Source organism: Rhizobium ruizarguesonis, assembly GCF_012349115.1.
In the GTDB taxonomy this organism is placed as follows: domain Bacteria; phylum Pseudomonadota; class Alphaproteobacteria; order Rhizobiales; family Rhizobiaceae; genus Rhizobium; species Rhizobium ruizarguesonis.
The window spans coordinates 1-1,693 of sequence record NZ_PQIG01000008.1 but is presented as its reverse complement, the minus strand read 5'-3'; the positions used below and the strand labels follow the sequence as shown (position 1 = coordinate 1,693).

At 64.6% G+C, this 1,693-nt stretch carries 1 protein-coding gene; it reads right to left on the bottom strand.

Translation table 11 applies throughout. From position 1 onward, the window contains the following. The coding region (locus tag C3Y91_RS02410; RefSeq protein ID WP_168574930.1) for a putative Ig domain-containing protein at positions 1–1,693 on the bottom strand (1,693 nt) is incomplete at both ends.

The window sequence follows — 1,693 nt, the reverse complement described above, 5'->3', positions numbered from 1 at the left end:
CGGTCGCCACGTAGGCGCCGGTCGTGTGGTAGGAGGCGACATAGGTTGTGTTGGCGGCAATGGTGAAGGGCGTCGTGAAGTTCGCCGTCTGCCAGCCACTTGCCGTGGTGTTGGTGAAGGTGGCAGTGGCAAGCTTGGTGCCCGTCGCGGTCCACAGATCGACGACGTTCTGACCGTTGTCGTTGGCGCTGCGATAGAACCTGATGCCGGTGACATCCCCGGCAACGTTCGACGTGAACTTGACGCCAAGCTCGAGCTGCTGGCCATCATTGAGGTTCGTCTGGGCCGGCGTGCTGGAGGCGGAAAACAGGCTGTAGGTCGATGGCCCCGCCGCGGCGGCGATAGTGAAAGTCTCGTTGGTCGAGAGGCCGCCGATATCGGTTGCCGTGACCTTGACGCCATAGCTGCCTGCTGTCGTCGGCGTGCCGGAGAAGGTGCGCGTCGAGGCATTGAAGGCAAGCCAGGCGGGAAGTGCGCTGCCGTCGGCAGCCGTTGCCGCGTAGGCCAGCGTCTCGCCGCTGTCGACATCGGTGAAGGTCGTCGTCGGCAGCACGTAGGAGAAGGCGGAGCCGACGGTGGCATTCTGGGTCGCCGTCTGGACGGCGAGCACCGGCGCGTCATTGGCGCCGTGGATGGTGACGGTCAGATTTGCCGTGGCGGTGGTGCCGGCGCTATCGCGCATCGTGTAGCTGAAGACATCGTTCAGCGTGTTGGTCGACAGCCGTAGCCCCTGGACGGCGGAATTGCTCTCGTTGATCGCATAGCTATAGGTGCCCGATGCATTGAGAACGAGACTGCCATAGGTGCCGTTCAGCGCCGAGCCGAGTGTGCCCGACGTCGCGCCGAAGCTGACCGCACTCACCGTCTTGGTGTCGCCAGCATCCGGATCGGTGTCGTTGGTCAGCACATTGCCGCTGGCAACCACACCACCTGAACCATTGGCGACACCACCCTTCTCGGTCGCATCCCCCGCATCGGCAACCGCCGTCGGCGTCGTATTGCCGGGAACTGACACGGCGATGTTGAAGGTCTCGTTGGCGGCAAGGCCCCCGAGGTCTGTCGCCGTCACCTTGACACCATAAGTGCCGCCCGTTGTCGGCGTGCCGGAGAAGGTCCGCGTCGAGGCGTTAAAGCTCAGCCAGGCGGGCAATGCCGTGCCGTCGGCAGCCGTTGCCGCGTAGGCCAGCGTCTCGCCGCTGTCGACATCGGTGAAGGTCGTCGTCGGCAGCACGTAGGAGAAGGCGGAGCCGACGGTGGCATTCTGGGTCGCCGTCTGGACGGCGAGCACCGGCGCGTCATTGGCGCCGTGGATGGTGACGGTCAGATTTGCCGTGGCGGTGGTGCCGGCGCTATCGCGCATCGTGTAGCTGAAGACATCGTTCAGCGTGTTGGTCGACAGCCGTAGCCCCTGGACGGCGGAATTGCTCTCGTTGATCGCATAGCTATAGGTGCCCGATGCATTGAGAACGAGACTGCCATAGGTGCCGTTCAGCGCCGAGCCGAGTGTGCCCGACGTCGCGCCGAAGCTGACCGCACTGACCGTCTTGGTGTCGCCGGCATCCGGATCGGTGTCGTTGGTCAGCACATTGCCGCTGGCAACCACACCACCCGAACCATTGGCGACCCCGCCCTTCTCGGTCGCATCCCCCGCATCGGCGACCGCCGTCGGCGTCGTATTGTTCGCATTCGAGGG